16 protein-coding genes are annotated in these 17,136 nt (G+C 68.7%); 12 read left to right on the top strand and 4 right to left on the bottom strand.

Going from position 1 to position 17,136, the window contains the following annotated elements; all coding sequences use genetic code 11:
• Positions 1 to 32 precede the first annotated feature (32 nt).
• The 5 genes from NBT82_RS13540 to NBT82_RS13520 all read left to right on the top strand — a co-directional run bounded on the left by NBT82_RS13540 (position 33) and on the right by NBT82_RS13520 (position 3,864).
• Positions 33 to 665 carry an ArsR/SmtB family transcription factor gene (locus NBT82_RS13540; RefSeq protein ID WP_251328643.1) on the top strand — a complete coding sequence of 211 codons (633 nt, stop codon included), beginning with the start codon at positions 33 to 35 and terminating at the stop codon, positions 663 to 665.
• Positions 666 to 708: 43 nt separating this feature from the next.
• Complete coding sequence (locus NBT82_RS13535; RefSeq protein WP_251328642.1) at positions 709 to 1,170, top strand: bifunctional nuclease family protein; 462 nt, start codon at positions 709 to 711, stop codon at positions 1,168 to 1,170.
• Between the two features lie 58 nt (positions 1,171 to 1,228).
• A complete protein-coding gene (locus tag NBT82_RS13530; RefSeq protein ID WP_251328641.1) occupies positions 1,229 to 1,717 on the top strand; it encodes an acyl-CoA thioesterase in 489 nt (162 codons plus the stop codon).
• Between the two features lie 27 nt (positions 1,718 to 1,744).
• Positions 1,745 to 2,005 (top strand): hypothetical protein, encoded by a 261-nt coding sequence (locus NBT82_RS13525; protein ID WP_251328640.1) that lies wholly within the window; start codon positions 1,745 to 1,747, stop codon positions 2,003 to 2,005.
• A gap of 362 nt (positions 2,006 to 2,367) precedes the next feature.
• Entirely contained in the window at positions 2,368 to 3,864 is a 1,497-nt protein-coding gene (locus NBT82_RS13520) for a PAS domain-containing protein (RefSeq protein ID WP_251328639.1), read from the top strand.
• On the opposite strand, the gene NBT82_RS13515 is transcribed toward NBT82_RS13520, so the two are convergent.
• Entirely contained in the window at positions 3,861 to 4,319 is a 459-nt protein-coding gene (locus NBT82_RS13515) for a DUF7992 family protein (RefSeq protein ID WP_251328638.1), read from the bottom strand. The two genes, NBT82_RS13520 and NBT82_RS13515, sit on opposite strands and share 4 nt — an antisense overlap.
• 109 nt (positions 4,320 to 4,428) lie before the next feature.
• On the opposite strand from NBT82_RS13515, the gene NBT82_RS13510 reads away from it, so the two are divergent.
• Complete coding sequence (locus tag NBT82_RS13510) at positions 4,429 to 4,596, top strand: hypothetical protein (protein ID WP_251328637.1); 168 nt, start codon at positions 4,429 to 4,431, stop codon at positions 4,594 to 4,596.
• Between the two features lie 8 nt (positions 4,597 to 4,604).
• The gene (locus NBT82_RS13505) at positions 4,605 to 4,889 is read left to right on the top strand and encodes an amphi-Trp domain-containing protein (RefSeq protein WP_251331289.1); all 285 of its coding nucleotides are present in this window, start codon (positions 4,605 to 4,607) and stop codon (positions 4,887 to 4,889) included.
• A 17-nt stretch (positions 4,890 to 4,906) separates the two neighbouring features.
• Here the strand turns inward: NBT82_RS13505 and NBT82_RS13500 are convergent, their stop codons facing one another.
• Entirely contained in the window at positions 4,907 to 6,283 is a 1,377-nt protein-coding gene (locus NBT82_RS13500) for an aryl-sulfate sulfotransferase (RefSeq protein WP_251328636.1), read from the bottom strand.
• A gap of 95 nt (positions 6,284 to 6,378) precedes the next feature.
• Between NBT82_RS13500 and ileS the strand changes: the two genes are divergently transcribed.
• On the top strand, positions 6,379 to 9,570 hold the full coding sequence (gene ileS, locus NBT82_RS13495) for an isoleucine--tRNA ligase (RefSeq protein WP_251328635.1): 3,192 nt from the start codon (positions 6,379 to 6,381) through the stop codon (positions 9,568 to 9,570).
• 1 nt (position 9,571) lies between these two features.
• On the opposite strand, the gene aglM is transcribed toward ileS, so the two are convergent.
• A complete protein-coding gene (gene aglM / locus NBT82_RS13490) occupies positions 9,572 to 10,864 on the bottom strand; it encodes a UDP-glucose 6-dehydrogenase AglM (RefSeq protein WP_251328634.1) in 1,293 nt (430 codons plus the stop codon).
• A gap of 89 nt (positions 10,865 to 10,953) precedes the next feature.
• Between aglM and NBT82_RS13485 the strand changes: the two genes are divergently transcribed.
• From NBT82_RS13485 to NBT82_RS13470, 4 genes are all read left to right on the top strand, one after another.
• Positions 10,954 to 12,147, top strand: a complete 1,194-nt coding sequence (locus NBT82_RS13485; protein WP_251328633.1) for a sugar phosphate nucleotidyltransferase — start codon at positions 10,954 to 10,956, stop codon at positions 12,145 to 12,147.
• A gap of 22 nt (positions 12,148 to 12,169) precedes the next feature.
• Positions 12,170 to 13,978, top strand: a complete 1,809-nt coding sequence (glmS, locus tag NBT82_RS13480; protein ID WP_251328632.1) for a glutamine--fructose-6-phosphate transaminase (isomerizing) — start codon at positions 12,170 to 12,172, stop codon at positions 13,976 to 13,978.
• A gap of 38 nt (positions 13,979 to 14,016) precedes the next feature.
• Entirely contained in the window at positions 14,017 to 15,207 is a 1,191-nt protein-coding gene (glmU, locus tag NBT82_RS13475) for a bifunctional sugar-1-phosphate nucleotidylyltransferase/acetyltransferase (RefSeq protein WP_251328631.1), read from the top strand.
• A 69-nt stretch (positions 15,208 to 15,276) separates the two neighbouring features.
• Positions 15,277 to 15,825 carry a hypothetical protein gene (locus NBT82_RS13470; protein ID WP_251328630.1) on the top strand — a complete coding sequence of 183 codons (549 nt, stop codon included), beginning with the start codon at positions 15,277 to 15,279 and terminating at the stop codon, positions 15,823 to 15,825.
• A 24-nt stretch (positions 15,826 to 15,849) separates the two neighbouring features.
• Here NBT82_RS13470 and NBT82_RS13465 read toward each other — a convergent pair whose 3' ends face one another.
• Positions 15,850 to 17,079, bottom strand: a complete 1,230-nt coding sequence (locus NBT82_RS13465; RefSeq protein WP_251328629.1) for an FAD-dependent oxidoreductase — start codon at positions 17,077 to 17,079, stop codon at positions 15,850 to 15,852.
• Between the last annotated feature and the right edge of the window lie 57 nt (positions 17,080 to 17,136).

Raw genomic sequence — 17,136 nt, 5'->3', positions numbered from 1 at the left:
GGTTTGTACCGGGAGACACCGTACGGCCACCCATGGCAGACTTGCTGCCCTCACGCCCGGACACCTCGGCGGCCGAGGAGGCCGACCCCCGCGTCATCGGCCTCGATAACGAGAACGCCGACGACCTGCTGTCGGCGCTGTCCTCCGACACCGCTCGCGAGGTGCTCGCGGCCCTCCACGACGAACCGGATACGCCCGCACGCGTGGCCGACCGCGTCGATACGTCCCTCCAGAACGCACAGTACCACCTCGGCAACCTCGAAGAGGCGGACCTGATCGAGGTCATCGACACCGTCTACTCCGAGAAAGGCCGGGAGATGAACGTCTACGCACCGGCCGACCGGCCGCTCGTGGTGTTCGCCGGGAGCGAGGCGGAGAGCGGCGGCCTCGAGAGTGCGCTCAAGCGCCTGTTGGGCGCCGTTGGCCTCCTCGGCGTCGCGAGCCTCCTCGTCCAGTGGCGGTTCGGCGAACTGCCGGGGCTGGCACGAACCGGCGGCGCGGGCGATGCGGGAGGCGACGGCGGAGGTATGGGGACGATGAGCACGGAGGCTGCGCCGACCGCCGCCGACGCCGCGGGCGCCGGCCTCCCGCCCGGACTCGTCTTCTTCCTCGGTGGCCTCGCTGCGCTCGTCCTCGTCGCCGTCGCGTTCTACGTCCGGCGGTAGCACTCCCCGTAGCTATTCATACTCCGCGTACGAACGGTCGGGTATGGAGCACACCGCCGAGGTGACCGGTATCGGGGTGGGCACGAGCGAGGACGGATCGAACGTTCCCGCGGTTCTCCTTGCGGCCAGATCCGAGTATCTCCCCATCGTCGTCACGGCCGATCAGGCGCGTGCGATCCAACTCGGACTGTCGGGCGAACCGTTCGAGCGGCCCCTCACACACGACCTACTCGTCGAGATGCTCACGGAGTTCGGCGGTGCCGTCGACGGCATCCGGATCGACGACCTCGCGGACGGAACCTTCTACGCCAAGGTCGACGTCGAACAGTACGACGAGGGCGAGGCCCGGAAGTTCGTCTTCGACGCCCGCCCGAGCGACGCCATCGCGCTCGCGGTCCGGGTCGACTGTCCCATCACCGTGACCGACGGCGTCCTCGACAGCGCCGGTCGCCCCGAAGACGAGTTCGAACCCGAGCGGATCGACGACTTCGACGACGAGCCCTGACGGACCGCCGACCGACGGATCGAGGGGACTTTTCACCTCGCCGGCTCACTCTCGGTCCATGACTGCAGGCGAGACGGCGACGCTCGCGGAGTCCCACACCGAGATGACGGAGATCGTACTCCCCAACGATACGAACACGTACGGGCGGGTACTCGGCGGCGCCGTCCTGCACTGGATGGACGTCTGTGGCGCCATCGCGGCGATGCGCTTCGCCAGCGAGGACGTCGTCACCGCGTCGATGGAACACGTGGACTTCAAGAGTCCGATCGACCTCGGCGAGGTGGTCGTCGTCGAGGCGTACGTCTACGAAACCGGCGACACCAGCATCGAGGTGACCGTGGCGGTACGCGCCGAGAATCCGAAGGCGGGCACCGAGCGCGACACCACCTCCTCGTTTTTCACGTTCGTCGCCGTCGACGACGACGGGGAGCCGACGCCGGTGCCCGACCTGGACTGTCCGACGGAGGCCGAACGCCGCCTGCGCCGGACGGCCCTCGACGACCGGGCCGCCGAACTGGAGCGTCTCGTCGAGCGGATGGAGTCCTGACACCAGTCCTCGCCGATGAGCCCCGGTGTGCCACGCAGGATCCCACGCATCCGAGAACCGAGGGTCGCCGACGGCGATGCCGTCTGGAGTGATCTCGAACTCTCGGAGAATCCGCTCGGCGTCGCTCGTCCGCTTTTAGTGGAGGCCGATGGCCTCCCGGAGTTCGCCCTGCAGTCCGAGATGCCGGAGGAAGACGGTGGTGGCGGCGAGGTAGCTGATGTGCTCCCGGGGGACGGAGAACCCGCCGTTGACGTCAACGGACGGACTCAGGATCGCGGAACTCGATGACGTCCGTATCGAAATCCAACGACGCCACGTTCGCCTTCAGATCGCCGAACCCTCTACGAGGTCGACGAACAGTCCCGCCTCGCCGTCCGCGAGGCCGGCTTCGAGGATGAACTCCGGGGATTGTCTCACCCGAGCCCACAGTCCCCGGACATGTAGTTTTGTGCCGACATGAGGCTACGGTGTAGGTTCTCGTCGAGACCCGTGATGCCCGTCGAGAGCCGACTGATCGACACCGTAGCCGCGCCGTCCGTACGGGGCCCGGTATCTGATAGAACAGCCGTCGTGACGGCCATCCATCAGAAGCGAAGCCTTACCTTTCGGTGGACCATGAGAAATGATGACACCGACCTCGACGACCACACATGTCACACGAAACGGGTCACGAGGGGCCGATCGAACGGGGGGAGAGCGGCCAGTCGACCGGTGACGAGCCACGGGTGTTGTTGCTCATGGGCCCCGGCCGCAACCGCGACCTCCTGACGGAGACACTCGGGCGCCAGTACCGGATCGAGACGGCGACCGATTCGGCGGCGCTCGGGACCGCATTCGACTGCTGTGTGTTCGATCGGAGCGGGATCGAACGGACCGGGTTCGACCGGATCGCGGACGTCGTCGATGCCGGGCGGAGCGAGGGAGGACCCTTCCTGCCGTTCGTGTTACTGGTTCCAGCCGACACCGCCGACACGGTCGGCGCCGCCGCCTGGGAGTACGTCGACGACGTGATGGAACTGCCCGTCGAGAAGGCGGAACTCCTCTCGCGGGTCGACAACCTGATCCAGCGGCGACGGACCGCGGTCGAACTCGAAACCCGATCCCAGGAACTGGCCGAGACGGTCGCGGAACTCCGCCTGAAAGAGCGGGCGATGGACGAGGCCCCGGTCGGTATCACCCTCACCGATCCGGACCGCGACGACAATCCCATGATCTACGTGAACGAGCAGTTCCAAGACCTGACGGGGTACGTCGCCGAGGAGGCGATCGGTCGGAACTGGGGATTTCTGCAGGGAGAAGACACCGACGAGGAGACACGTCGAAGACTCCGCGAGCGGATCGACGCCGAACGGCCGGTGTCGGTCGATATCGTGAACTACCGCAAGAACGGCCGACGGTTCTGGCAGAAACTCGACATCGCACCCGTCCGCGACGAGGACGGCGTCGTCAAGAACTTCGTCGGCTTCCAGACGGAGATCACCGACCGCAAGATCAGGGAGCGACGTCTCCGGGTGTTGAACCGTGTACTCAGCCACAACCTGAAGAACAAGATGAATCTGATCGAGGGTCACGTCTCGTTGCTCCGCGAGGAGATCGGAACGGACGATCCGATCGACTCCCTGACGGTGATCGAGCGGGCGGCGGTCGATCTCATGGACCTCGGGGAGTCGGTGCGGCGGATCGACCGGATCATCTCGACTGCCGAGCCGACCGCCGAACCCGTCGATCTGTGTGACCGAATCCGGCAACTGGTGACCGTGTTCGAGGATCGCTACCCGGATGCGACCCTCTCCGTCGATCTCCCCGACGACCCGTGTGCGGTGTCCGTCGGTGGGGTGACGACGGCCCTCGAGGAGGCCATCGAGAACGCGATCGAGCACAACCCCGACCCGACCCCGTCCGTCGAGATCGGGGTCGAGAGACGCGAGGAAGAGTGGGTCGACATCGAGGTGGTGGACGACGGACCCGGCATTCCGGCCCGGGAGGTCGAGGTCCTCGAGGGCGGCGAAACGCCGCTGAACCACGCGGATCGACTCGGACTCTGGCAGATCCACTGGATCGTCACCAAGGCCGGCGGGAAGTTCTCGACGGGCGAGACCGAGGACGGCGGGACCGTCGTGACGCTCTCGATCCCGCTCGGCGACTAGTCGAAGTCTGGGAGGTCGTCGGGGGCCTCGTACTCCGTCTCCCAGTCGATGTAGTCGTCTTTCAGCACGTCACACACGATCTGTCCGAGTTCGGTCATGGCAGCGTTGATGCCGGAGACGGTCCCCCACGAGTCCAGATCGGGGTGGTACTCGCGTTCCTTCCAGTCCTCCGGAATCCCCGGCGCGTGATAGCCCACTCGCTCCGCGAAAGAGTCCCAGAAGAAGTCGAATCGCCCGAGCAGCCCCAGGTCGGTGACGACCTCGAACTCCGCCTCGTCGAGGGGCGTCGTCGCCGCCCACTCGTCGAAGGCGTCGGCCCACGCCCCGTTTCGGAGCAGCGCCTCGATCTCGTCCCGCTTGTAGTCCGTGTCGCCGACCACGTCGGCGTCCTCGTACTCGTTCGGGTCGGTCTGTTCGAGCTCCGGCGGGTCGGGACGCTCCACGTCGAGGGTCATAGCGTCCGTTCGTCGAGCGCGGGAATAAAGCTGTGTGGCGTTCACGGCGCCCGATCGGCGACGCGACCGAACCACACCTTTTTATTTTAGGTGTGCCTAAATTCTGGCGATGGACGTCGACTCCCGCTTGCACACCGATGGAGTATCGGAGCGAAACCAGCCTTCTAGCCCCGACATCGCCGTCTGTGAGGGCGGTCCCGAGACGACCGTATTCCTCGAATCGGGGAACACGGATGGGTGGATCGCGAGCGACGTGACCGTCGACGTACGTCGGTGAGCACCATCATGTCAGATAGCGAATCAGATCGGACGACGATCCGAACCGGCCGAGAGTTCGAACGGGAGTACCGTCTCGACGCGAGCGAGGCGGGAGCGTTCCTGATCGAACTCGGGGAGCAGTTGCGGGCGGACGGCGAACTCACCATCAGCACCGACGAGTGGAAACTCCCCTTCGCGTTCGGGGACCCCGTCGGACTCGCCATCGACTTCGACGGGGTGGGGGACCCCGAACTGGAGATCGAACTCGAACTCCCGGGGCGAACCGACGAGGCGGCCCCCGACATCTCGTAAGCGGTCGGGCCGATTACTCAGCCGGCGTCGTCGAGCAGCCGTACGACGGCCGCGTCACCCCGCCACCAGTACGCCTCCGTGGCTAGCCACGCTGCGGCGACGCCGAACGCGAGGACGGCCGCGAGAAATCCCCACGGCGACAGCCACGCCGGGCGGAACCACGGCGCTCGGTGGGCCCACCACGTCGCGAGCCCCGATCCGAGTCGCTCCGCGGGCGTTCCGTCGGTGGCGCGGTCGAGCCACGCCTGAGGGGTGGCACGGTCGACACCCGGCGACTCCCCGGCACCGCCACGGACGGTGTACCTCCCCGTCGCGTTGAGTTCCTGGACGGTCGGGCCGTTCGACCCGTCTCCGGTGCCGAGGCGCTCGGCGTCGTAGGGGGCCCACGTGGCGTAGAACTCCCAGACGACTCGTCCCCGCGGCGTCACCTCGATCACCCGGTGGCCGAGGCTGTCGACGACGAGGGTGTTGCCGTTCGGGAGGCGGTCGGCGTCGCGTGGCCACGTGAGGTTGCCCGTCAGCGTCCACGTGCGGTTCCAGTCGCCGCCCTCGCGGGCGTACTCGACCACGCGGTCGTTCCCGCTGTCGGCGACGAGCAACGTCGGCCGGCCGTCCGGGCCGCGGAGGTAGTCGGGGTTGTGCTGGGCGTCGAGGGTGTCGAGGTCGCCGTCGCTCCCGAGACGTATCTCGATTTCGCCGGTGGTGCGGTTGATCAGGAGCACCTGGTCGAAGTTCCGTGGCGAGACCAGTAGTCGGTCCTCGCCGACCGGATCCACGTCGTTGACGTGGGTCCAGTCGTCGTCGACGCCGCCGTCGGTGTCGGCCGGGAAGTGATCGGCGAAGCGCCACTCCCAGGTGACCTCGCTTCGTGACCGGTTCCAGACGACGACTCGGTCGCCGCTGGTGCCGTTCTCGACGTCCGCTCGCATGTGCGCGACGACCAGACGGCCGTCGTCGAGTCGGTCCACGTCGTGCGTATCGGTGAACGGAAGCCGCTCGGTCCAGACGCGCTCGCGCGTCTCACGGTCGAGTTCGTAGACGAGCGTCTCGCCGCCCCGCGGACTCACGACCAGCAGGTTGCCGTTCGGCAACGGGTCGATGTCGTAGAACCAGCCGCGTGCTCCCTCGTCGTGGTCGCCCTCGTACTGCCACCGCAGGGACCCGTCGGGATCGATCGAGAGGAGCCGCGGCGGCCGCGACCGGTCGAACTGCCCGGCGAAGTGAACGCCCTGGGTACTGACGACCGTTACGTTCCCGGAATCGCGCTCGACGGTCCCGGGACCGAGTGCGCCGTCGTCGACCGGATCGTACGCGAGCGAACTCCCGGCGGCGGCAAGGAGGAGGGCGACGAGAGCGAGGCCGAAGACACGACGAGCGGACGAACGTGTGACCACATCCGGGTGTGGAAAGAGGGAGGCCTGAATCCTGTGGTATCGTTCCACGGCGGCGCGACCACCGTTTTGATATACGCGCGGAAACTGGAACGGGTATGGACGACGTCAGCGACCAGTATTCCCCCGAGGCGGTGGAGTCCTCGGTGAGCGACTACTGGGACGAACACGACGCATACGAGGCCGCGAAGGAGGCCCACGCGGACGATCCACCCTTCTTTTTCGTCGACGGGCCGCCGTACACGAGTGGGCAGATGCACCTCGGGACGGCGTGGAACAAGACGCTGAAAGACGCCATCATCCGCTACAAGCGTATGTCGGGGTACGACGTGACCGACCGTCCCGGATACGACATGCACGGCCTCCCCATCGAAGTGAAAGTCGAGGAGGAACTCGGCTTCGACTCGAAAAAGGACATCGAGGAGTACGGGATGGAGGCGTTCATCGAGGAGTGCAAGTCGTTCGCGGAGCGCAACCGCGAAAAGATGGACGAGGACTTCCGGTCCATCGGGACGTGGATGGACTGGTCGGACCCCTACCGCACGGTGTCGCCGGAGTACATGGAGGCGACGTGGTGGGCGTTCAAGCGCGTCCACGAGAACGGCCTCGTCGAACGCGGCAAGCGCGCAATCAACCAGTGTCCCCGGTGTGAGACGGCCATCGCCGACAACGAGGTGGAGTACCACGAGATCGAGTCGCCCTCCATCTACGTCCGATTCCCCCTGCAAGAGCGCGAGGGATCGCTCGTCGTCTGGACGACGACCCCGTGGACCATCCCGGCCAACGAGTTCGTCGCCGTCGACGCCGAGATGACCTACCAGGCCGTCGACGCCGAGAAGGGCGACGAGACCGACCGACTCTACGTCGCCGAGCCCTGCGTCGAGGACGTCCTCCGCGAGGGACGGTACGAGGACTACGAGGTGGTCGAGGAACTGGCCGGCGAGGAACTGGTCGGCTGGACTTACGACCACCCGCTCGCAGAAGAGGTGCCCGACCACGCCGACGGCGAGGGCACCGGCCGGGTGTACGCCGCCGACTACGTCGAGGCGGACCGCACCGGTCTCGTCCACTCCGCACCGGGTCACGGTGAAGTGGACTTCGAGCGCGGCCAGGAACTCGGCCTCGAAGTCTTCTCGCCCGTAGCGGGAGACGGCACGTTCACCGAGGCAGCGGGCGAGTACGCCGGCCAGTTCGTCCGCGACGCCAACGACGACATCATCGCGGATCTGGACGCCAACGGCCACCTGCTCGCCTCGGGAACGACCACCCACCGCTACGGACAGTGCTGGCGGTGTGATACGGACATCGTCTATCTCGCGACCGATCAGTGGTTCATCACGGTCACGGACGTCAAAGAGGAACTACTGGCGAACATCGAGGACAGCGAGTGGCACCCCGAGTGGGCGCGTGACAACCGCTTCAGGAACTTCGTCGAGGACGCCCCGGACTGGAACGTCTCCCGCCAGCGCTACTGGGGGATTCCCCTTCCCGTCTGGGTTCCCGAGGGCGACCCGGACCCGGACGCCGAGGACATCCTCGTCGTCGGCACGCGCGAGGAACTCGCCGAACGGGCGGACCAACGCGTCGACCCCGAGTCGATCGACCTCCACCGGCCGAGCGTCGACCCCATCACCATCACGGAGAACGGAACGACCTACGAGCGCGTCCCCGACGTGTTCGACGTCTGGATCGACTCCTCGGTGGCCACGTGGGGCACCCTCGGCTACCCGGGGAACGAGGAGGCGTTCGACGACCTCTGGCCCGCGGACCTCATCGTCGAGGCCCACGACCAGACCCGCGGCTGGTTCTGGTCGCAACTGGGGATGGGCACCGCCGCACTCGGCGAGATTCCTTACGAGGAGGTCGTCATGCACGGCTTCGCCAACGACAGCGAGGGCCGGAAGATGTCGAAGTCGCTGGGCAACATCGTCACGCCACAGGAAGCCATCGATCGTTACGGACGGGACCCGCTCCGTGCGTACCTCCTCAGTCACGACCAACACGGGGTCGACCTCTCCTTCGAGTGGGAGGGTCTGGCGGAGACCCAGTCGACGCTCAACATCTTCTGGAACGTCTTCAGGTTCCCCCTGCAGTACATGGCGCTGGACGGCTACGACCCCGCCGACGCGTCCCTCGACGACGGCGACCGCACGGTCGTCGACGAGTGGGTACTCTCCCGGCTCCAGTCGGTGAAAGCCGAGGTGAGCGAGGCCTGGGACGACTACGCCGTCCACGACGCGCTCAACGCCGTCCTCGAGTTCGTCACCGAGGACGTCTCCCGGTTCTACGTGAAGGCCATTCGCGAACGGATGTGGGAGGAGGCGGACTCGGCGTCGAAACGCGGCGCCTACGCGACGCTGTCGACCGTCCTCGACGAGACGATCCGACTGCTCGCGCCCATCACCCCCTACCTCACCGAGGAGATGTACCGAACGCTCGACGGAAGCGCGACGACGATCCACCAACTCCCCTATCCGACGGTCGACGAGGGGCGCCACGATCCCGACCTGGAGCGGAACGTGGCGGTACTCCGGGCGGTCGAGGAGGCGGCGGCAAACGCCCGCCAGCAGGGGGGGCGGAAGCTTCGCTGGCCCGTCTCGCGGATCGTCGTCGAGTCGGACGACGAAGGGGTCTCGACGGCCGTCCGAACGCTCTCGGACCTGCTCGGCGAGCGGGTGAACGCCCGGTCGGTCGAGGTGGTGTCTACCTTCGACGAACTGATCGAACGGGCGGACCCCGAGATGGGAGCGATCGGTCCGGCCTTCGGCGGCGACGCCCAGGAGATCATGACGGCCGTCGAGGGGCGCCGTCGCACCGACCTCGCGGCCGACGACGGGGAGACGCCGTACGCGGTCACGGTCGAGGGCGAGCGCTACGACCTGACCGCAGAGATGGTGTCGTTCCGCGCGGAGCCCCCGGAGAACGTCGCCGGCACCGACTTCGACGTCACGCTCGACGACGGTGACCGGGCCGGCGGCACCGTCTACGTCGACACCTCGCTGACCGAGGACATCGAGGCCGAGGGGTACGCCCGCGACGTGGTGCGTCGGATTCAGGAGATGCGCAAGCGACTCGACCTCGACGTGGACGAGCGGATCCGCACGCGCGTCGACGTGGCCGACGACCGGGTGGCCGGCTTCGTCGACGAGCGGCGCGACCTGATCGCCGAGGAGACCCGAACCGCGGAGTTCGACGCTGACGCCGACGACCTGACCGAAGAGTGGGACGTGGAGGGCGTCTCGGTGACGATCGGCATCGAGCGTCTGGAAGCCGAGACGCGGGCGGCCTGACTCACCAGGTCAGCCCCTCGTAGGTAATCCCGTCGCGGCGCTCGACGACCCGTCGGCCGTCGATCACGACGTCGCCGGCCATCAGATCGAACTCCCGGTCGAGGGCCCCGAACGCCGGCCAGTCCGTGACGACGAGCGCCGCCGCCGCCCCGGAGAGTGTCGGCGACGCCGAGGCGAGATACGTCACGTCGGGGAAGCGTCCGCGCATGTTCTCGACGGCCCCCCGATTCGGATCGTAGGCGATGACGTCGGCCCCCCGCTCCCGGAGTCCCTCGATGATCGGGATGGCCTGCGAGTTGCGGACGTCGTCGGTGCCCGACCCGAACGCGAGGCCGAGGACGGCCACCCGCTCACCCGCGACGTCGACGTGCTCGTCAAGGAGGTCGAGCATCCGCTCGGGCTGGTGGTCGTTCACGTCGATGGCCGCCTGCAGGAGTTGGGGATCGTACCCCCGGTCGCGGGCGGCGGCGACGAGTGCCGCCACGTCCTTCGGGAAGCAACTTCCACCCCAACCGACGCCGCTCCGCAGGAACTGCTCGCCGATGCGGTCGTCGAGGCCGATGGCGTCGGCCACCTCGTAGGCGTCGACCCCGTACTCCTTGCAGATGTTGCCGAGTTCGTTGACGAGGCTGATCTTGGCCGCGAGGAAGGCGTTGTTGGCGTATTTGATCATCTCGGCCTCGCTGAGTCCGGTACGGACGACCGGGACGTCGTCGAGCAGCGGCGCGAACACCGTCTCCAGGGCATCGAGCGCGCGCTCGTCGTTCGTCCCGAAGACGAGTTTGTCGGGCTGCTGGAAGTCCTCCACCGCGCTCCCCTCGCGCAGGAACTCGGGATTCACCGCGAGGCCGAAGTCGGTACCGACCCGGAGTCCGGACTCGCGTTCGAGGATCGGGGCGATCAGGTCCGCGGTCGTCCCGGGGACGATGGTACTCTTGACGACCACGGTCGGGTACCCCTCGACGTCGGCCAGCACCCGACCGAGCGCCTCGGCGCCCGCCTCGACGTACGCGGTGTCGATGCTCCCGTCGTCGTTCGTCGGTGTCGGGAGCGCGAGGAAGACGACGTCGACGTCCGCCAGGTCGTCGTAGTCGGTCGTCGCGAACAACGACGACCCCGCGTAGCGATCGAGCAGGGCGTCCAGCCTGGGTTCCGAGATGGACGACTCCCCGTCGTTCAGCCGCCCGACCACCGCGTCGTCGACATCGACGGCGATCACGTCGTGACCGAAGTCGGCGAGACAGGCCGCGACGGTCGTGCCGACGTACCCGCTCCCGATGATACCGATCCGCATACAACCCCCCAGTGACGGCGGGCCAAAGAGGATTCTGCTAACCGACCGTTCGGATCAAGCTTAAGAGGTGTCAATGTAAATAGACATCCATGCGACTGGACTCCGCGGTCGTCCTCGCGGCCGGTGAGGGGACGCGTCTCCGGCCGCTGACGAAATATCGGCCGAAGCCGCTGTTGCCGGCCGCGAACCGACCGATTCTGGAGTACGTCCTCGACGCGCTGGTCGACGCGGGTGTCGAGGATCTCCACGTCGTCGTCGGCTACCGGCGTGACCGGGTACAGAACCGCATCGGGCCGACCTACCGCGGCCGGACCGTCACCTACCACGTCCAGGAGAAACAACTCGGAACGGGCCACGCGGTGTTGCAGGCACGCGACACACTGGACGACGGATTTCTCGTCGTCAACGGTGACGAGGTGGTGACGGCCGCGATGGTCGAGTCGGTGATCGACGCCCACGGCGCGACGGACGCCGCGACGCTCGCGGTCGTCGAGAGCGACCGAGCGCCGGAGTACGGCGCCGTCCGACTCGATGGCGACCGGGTCGTCGAACTCGTCGAGCGTCCGGGCGACGACACCTACCGCCTCCTGAACGCCGGCATCTACGCCTTCGGGCCGTCGCTTCTGGCGGGAATCGAGGCGACCGAGCGGCATGCCGGCGAACTCCGGCTGACGGATGCCATCGCCGCGAACGTCCGGAACGACGACGCCGTTCGTGGAGTACGGATGGACGGGCTCTGGTCGACCGCCACCTACCCGTGGGACCTGCTGACCGTCGCGCGCGACCTACTGGCCGACGGCCGCGTGGACGAACCGGAACGGGACCGTGGCGTCTACGTCGACGGGACGGCGAGCGTTCACGACGATGCCGCGCTTCGGGCGCCGGTCGTCGTCGGCCCCGACTCGGCGGTCGGTCCCGGTGCCGTGGTCGGCCCGGACACCGCACTCGGGCGACACGCGGCCGTCGGCGCCGGCGCCGTCGTCGAGGGGTCGGTGCTCGACATCGACACCCGGATCGGGCCGAACGCGACGGTGGTCGACACCGTGACCGGGCAGGGGGCGACCGTCGGGCCGGGGGCGACGATTCCCGGCGGCGAGGCCGACGTCCGGATCGGACGGACGGTCCACGAGAACCGGCGTCTCGGCTGTGTCGTCGCCGACCGCGCGCACGTCGGGGGCGGCGCCACCGTGGCGTCGGGGACGCTGCTCGGCACCGAGGCGAGGGTCGGCACCGGGGCACACGCGAGCGGAATCGTCTCCGAGGGGACGGAGGTGCGACGATGAGTCCGCGACGGGGTGAGGGCTGATGTGTGGCATCGTCGGCTACGTCGGCGACGCCTCCCGGACGCTCGACGTGCTCCTCGGCGGGCTCTCGAACCTGGAGTACCGTGGATACGACTCCGCGGGCGTGGCCGTCGGTGGCGACGAACTGCACGTCGAGAAGCGGGCGGGGGAACTCGACGCGCTCGAAGCGCGACTGTCCGACGCCGACGTGGCCTTCGAGGGGCCGGTCGGCGTCGGTCACACCCGCTGGAGTACGCACGGCCCGCCGACGGACGCGAACGCCCACCCGCACACCGACGAGACCGGGCGCGTCGCCGTCGTCCACAACGGCATCGTCGAGAACTACCGCGCCCTCCGCGACGAACTCGAAGCGGACGGCGTCACGTTCGGGTCGGAGACCGACACCGAGGTGGTGCCCCACTTGATCGCCCGCGAACTCCGCCGTGGCCTCGACCCGGAGACGGCGATCAGGGAAGCGATCACGCGTCTGGAGGGGAGCTACGCGCTCGTCGTCGCCGTCGCCGGCGTCGACGCCCTCTTCGCGGCCCGTCGGGACCCGCCGCTCGTCCTCGGTATCGGCGACGGCGAGTACTTCGTCGCCAGCGACGTGCCCGCCTTCCTCGAGCACACCCGTGACGTGGTCTATCTCGACGACGACGAGTTCGTCCGTCTCGACCACGGGGGGTGGACCGTCACCGGGACCGACGGGCGGCGGGTCGAGAAGGACGTCCGCACCGTCTCGTGGGAGGCCGAACAGACCGGCAAGAGCGGATACGAACACTACATGTTGAAGGAGATCCACGAACAGCCCCGCTCGCTCCGGCAGTGTCTCAGCGGTCGCGTCGACGAACTCGGCGGCCGGGTGGTCGTCGACGAACTCGACGGCCTGGGTACGCCCGCGTCGGTGCAGTTCGTCGCCTGTGGGACGTCCTATCACGCCGCGCTCTACGGCGCGCGGCTCCTGCGGGCGGGCGGCATCCCTGCGACCGCCCACTACGCCCACGAGTACGCCACCGCACCGGCGCCGGTCACGGGCGAGGACCTCGTGATCGGCCTCACTCAGAGCGGGGAGACGGCGGACACCCTTCGTGCGCTCCGAAAAGGCGCCGGCCGCGGCGCCGAGACGCTCGCGCTCACGAACGTCGTGGGCAGCACGGTCACCCGCGAGTGCGATCACGTGATCTACCTCCGCGCCGGGCCCGAACTCGGCGTGGCGGCGACCAAGACCTTCACGTCGCAACTCGTCGGCGTGAATCTCCTCGCCGCGCACCTCGCCGACGGCGGGGGCGGCCGACAGCGCGACCTCGTGAGCGCGCTGCGGGGCCTGCCGGATCAGGTACAGGCGATCCTCGACGGGAGCGCGGCGTCGGCGGTGATCGAGGAGTTCGCCGACAGCGAGACCTTCTTCTTCCTCGGCCGGGGATTCGACTACCCCGTCGCGCTCGAAGGCGCGCTCAAGTTCAAGGAGATCACCTACGAACACGCCGAGGGGTTCGCCGCCGGTGAACTGAAACACGGGCCGCTGGCGCTGGTCACCGCGGACACGCCTGTCTTCGCGGTCGTCACGGGGGACGACGAGGCGGCGCGCAAGACCATCGGCAACGTAAAGGAGGTCGAAGCGCGGGACGCGCCGGTGGTCGTCGTCACTGACGGCGTCGCCGAGGCCAGCCGCTACGCAGATCACGTCCTCAAGGTTCCGGCGACCGACGGGCGTCTGGCGCCGCTGTTGGCCAACGTACAGCTCCAGCTCGTGGCCTACCACATGGCGGCGGGGTTGGACCGGTCCATCGACAAGCCGCGACACCTAGCAAAGAGCGTCACCGTCGAGTGAGGCCAACCCCTTTGGTGACGCTCGCCGTCGGAACGGACATGCAGACAGTCGTCCTCGCGGCCGGCGAGGGGACGCGAATGCGTCCGCTCACCGATCGCCGACCGAAGCCGACCGTGCCGGTCGCCGACCGCACACTCGTCGAACACGTCGTCGACGCCGCGACCGCTGCGGGGGCGAGTCGCGTCGTCGTCGTCGTGGGCTACGCCGCCGACGCGGTCCGGACCGCCCTCGCCGACCGACCGGCCGTCGAGTTCGTTCGACAGCCACGCCAGCGCGGCACCGCGGACGCGGTGCGGGCAGCCCGCGACGCCCTCGACGACGCCCCCTTCGCCGTCCTGAACGGCGACGTGCTCTACGACCGCGCGTCGCTCGAGCGACTCTACGAGTCGGGGCCGGGCGTGGGCGCCGCACGGGTAGAGCACCCCGAACGCTACGGCGTACTACAGACCGACGACGACGGGGTCGTCCAGGGAATCGTCGAGAAGCCCGCCGACCCCAGTTCCGACCTCGTCAACGCCGGCGCGTACGTCTTCCCCGCGGCGGCCCGGAAGTGGCTGGACGTCGACGAGAGCGACCGCGGGGAGTACGAACTCACGGACGTACTGGCGCGAGCCTGCGAGGCCGGGACGACGCGCGCGGTGACCGTGGATCGCTGGCTGGACGTGGGTCGGCCATGGGAACTCCTGGCTGCCAACGAGTGGAGGCTGTCCGAACTGGATCGCCGACTCGCGGGGGAGGTTCACGCCGATGCCGACCTCCGTGGACCCGTCGTCGTCGAGGGTGGTGCGGCCGTCGACGCCGGGGTCGTGATCGAGGGACCGGCACTCGTTCGCGCGGGCGCGAGCGTCGGCCCGAACGCGTACGTCCGGGGGGCGACGCTCGTCGGCGAGGGAGCGACGGTCGGCCACGGGGTCGAGGTGAAAAACAGCGTGCTGATGGCCGGGGCGACGGTCGGCCACCTCTCTTACGTCGGCGACAGCGTCCTCGGACGGGACGTGAACTTCGGCGCGGGGACGACCGTCGCGAACCTCCGCCACGACGACGACGACGTGACCGTGCGGGTGAACGGCGAACCGACCGCGACGGGCCGGCGGAAGTTCGGCGTCGTCTGCGGCGACGGCGTGAAGACGGGCATCGAGACGGCGCTGAACGCCGGCGTCGTCCTCGGCACTGACGCCCGGACGGCCCCGGGCGAGACGGTGACGCGGGATCGCGACCGGTCGATCTGAGCGTCGGGCGCACGAACGTTTATTGATATCTGGGCGATACGTCTGCCCGAACCGACGGCGCGTCAGTCCATGGCCCGGTACGAACCGTTCGAGGAGGGGGTCGAGGCCCGCGGGAGAGTCATCATCGCCATCGAATCAGGGCTATCGCGGTTCCGCGAGGAGTACCGGACGCGGATCCGACGGGTGCTGTCGGAGAAGGGTATCGACGACCCCGGGCCGGACGACTGGTACGCACAGGGCGCCGAACTCGAGGTACTGGAGACGATCGCGGAGGAACTGGAGCCACACCTTCTGGATCGACTGGGCGAGCAGATCCCGGACGTCGCCAGGTGGCCGAGCGGAGTCTCCGGCGTTCCCGACGGCCTCCAGTCCATCGACGACGCCTACCACCGCAACCACCGCGGCGGCGAGATCGGCCACTACCGGTTCGAACGGATCGAGGACGGTCGCGGTCGGGTCGAGTGCCGGAACCCATATCCGTGCCCGTTCGACCGCGGACTGATCCGGGCCGTCGCGAAACGCTACTCCCCCGTCGAGTCGTTCGTCTTCGTCGAGGAACGCGGTGACACCTGTCGTCGGACGGGCGGGGACCGCTGTACGTACGTGGTTCACTGGTGAGGGCGCCGACGCGTGGGGCCGCGATCAGCGCCGCGTCCCGCGTCCACCGTCGCCAACGCCGTCGGCCGGCGCGTCGACACCGAACTCGGCGACGAGTCGGTCGAGGCGGTCGGGGTCCGCCGTGCCCGGAAGCGGGCGGTCCGCGGTCCGGCAGGGGGCCGAGACGCCGAGACGATCACAGACCAGGTCGGCCGTCGCCTCGGCCATCCGCCGGTAGGTGGTGAGTTTGCCGCCGACGACGGTGACGAACCCCGACCCTCCGTCGTCGGTGTGATCCAGTAGGGCGAAGCCACGCGAGATGGCGCGGCCGTCGCGACCGGCCTCGTCCGGGGCATACAACGGTCGGACGCCCCAGTAGGTGCGGGCGGGCGACGCGCCGGCGACGGCGGGACACATGGCCGCACACTCCGAGATCGTCCGCTCGACTTCCGCCCTCGTCCGCTCGAAGTCGTCGGGATCGTCGACGGCGACGCTCGTCGTGCCGAGTACCGCCTCGTCGGGACGGGGGACCACGATGTCGCCGTCGGCCGGCGGCCGACACCGGTTCAACACGGCGTCGACGCCGGGGTTCTCGACGGCGACCATCACGCCACGGGTCGGTCGCATCGGCACCGAGACGCCCGCGAGGCTGGCACACCGCTCGGCCCACGGCCCGGTCGCGTTCACCACGACCTCGGCCTCGATCGTGGCGTCGAGTCGGCCACCGACGGCGACGCGTCGGACACGGCCGTCGGCGACCCGGATCGACTCGACCGGCGCCGACGTGTGGATCGTCGCGCCCGCCTCCCGGGCGGCGACGGCGTTCGCGACGACCAGGCGGGCGGGCGAGATGACGGCGTCGGGGACCGCGAGGGCGCGCTCGACGGCGGGACCCACCCCGGCTATCCGCTCGCGGAGGTCGGCGCCGTCAAGCGTCGTCGTCTCCATCCCGACGTCGGCACAGGCCGCGCGCTTGCGCTCGAAGTAGTCGGGGTCGTCGCCGTCGAGTTGGAGGAAGTAGCCGCCGGTTTCGCGGAGACAGGCGGGCGCCACCGCCCGGAGGTTCCGGTTCTCGGCCAGACAGGCGGCGGCGTCGTCGGGGTCGGACTCGGCGTACCGGGCGCCGCTGTGGAGGACGCCGTGTGACCGGCCGGTGGTCCCGGCCGCGAGGCCGCCCCGCTCCACGAGCGTCACGTCGACGCCGCGGAGCGCCAGGTCCCGCGCGACGCCGACACCCGTGGCGCCACCGCCGATCACGAGGACGGTCGTGTGCACGTTCGGGAGTGGGCGACCCCGTCACTTCACGGCGTCGGTGCCGGCGGTCCGTGACGT

The organism is Haloplanus sp. HW8-1 (assembly GCF_023703795.1).
Taxonomy (GTDB): domain Archaea; phylum Halobacteriota; class Halobacteria; order Halobacteriales; family Haloferacaceae; genus Haloplanus; species Haloplanus pelagicus.
Note: the sequence above shows the minus strand (reverse complement) of the source record. Positions and strands in the feature narration are given on the sequence as shown.

Coding starts and splice junctions, on each gene's coding strand:
- NBT82_RS13505 (WP_251331289.1), top strand. CDS start 4,605: ATGTCAGATAGCGAATCAGATCGGACGACGATCCGAACCGGCCGAGAG.
- NBT82_RS13470 (WP_251328630.1), top strand. CDS start 15,277: ATGGCCCGGTACGAACCGTTCGAGGAGGGGGTCGAGGCCCGCGGGAGA.
- NBT82_RS13485 (WP_251328633.1), top strand. CDS start 10,954: ATGCGACTGGACTCCGCGGTCGTCCTCGCGGCCGGTGAGGGGACGCGT.
- aglM (WP_251328634.1), bottom strand. CDS start 10,864: ATGCGGATCGGTATCATCGGGAGCGGGTACGTCGGCACGACCGTCGCG.
- NBT82_RS13510 (WP_251328637.1), top strand. CDS start 4,429: ATGGACGTCGACTCCCGCTTGCACACCGATGGAGTATCGGAGCGAAAC.
- NBT82_RS13515 (WP_251328638.1), bottom strand. CDS start 4,319: ATGACCCTCGACGTGGAGCGTCCCGACCCGCCGGAGCTCGAACAGACC.
- NBT82_RS13535 (WP_251328642.1), top strand. CDS start 709: ATGGAGCACACCGCCGAGGTGACCGGTATCGGGGTGGGCACGAGCGAG.
- NBT82_RS13530 (WP_251328641.1), top strand. CDS start 1,229: ATGACTGCAGGCGAGACGGCGACGCTCGCGGAGTCCCACACCGAGATG.
- NBT82_RS13540 (WP_251328643.1), top strand. CDS start 33: ATGGCAGACTTGCTGCCCTCACGCCCGGACACCTCGGCGGCCGAGGAG.
- ileS (WP_251328635.1), top strand. CDS start 6,379: ATGGACGACGTCAGCGACCAGTATTCCCCCGAGGCGGTGGAGTCCTCG.
- glmS (WP_251328632.1), top strand. CDS start 12,170: ATGTGTGGCATCGTCGGCTACGTCGGCGACGCCTCCCGGACGCTCGAC.
- glmU (WP_251328631.1), top strand. CDS start 14,017: ATGCAGACAGTCGTCCTCGCGGCCGGCGAGGGGACGCGAATGCGTCCG.
- NBT82_RS13520 (WP_251328639.1), top strand. CDS start 2,368: ATGTCACACGAAACGGGTCACGAGGGGCCGATCGAACGGGGGGAGAGC.